Consider the following 267-nt stretch of genomic DNA (forward strand, 5'->3'; position numbering starts at 1 on the left):
GTGTACATGTAAACTCACTTCACATTGTGGATTAGGGCTCGTTACTTTACTTACACTTACTTGCCAACCGCGTTGCTTAAAGCCAGGGAATACTTCGTACATTAGCCAATGCAAATGGATTGAAGACTGCTTTGTAAATACCAGTTCACTTTGTAAACCCCCTTTACAAAATTCAAATCCTAAGTTAATTAGTTCGTTAGTTACAGTATTTTCAAATGCACTATTAATCGTACTTGCATGTGCAGCACCTGCTAAATAGTTTTTATT

General features: G+C 36.3%; 1 protein-coding gene. It reads right to left on the reverse strand.

Annotated elements, in window-relative coordinates; all coding sequences use genetic code 11:
- On the reverse strand, positions 1-267 hold a 267-nt coding region (locus AAEY83_RS15610), incomplete at both ends, for a hypothetical protein (protein WP_351060394.1).

It is taken from the genome of Psychrobacter sp. TB20-MNA-CIBAN-0197 (assembly GCF_040309765.1).
Classification (GTDB): Bacteria; Pseudomonadota; Gammaproteobacteria; order Pseudomonadales; family Moraxellaceae; genus Psychrobacter; species Psychrobacter submarinus.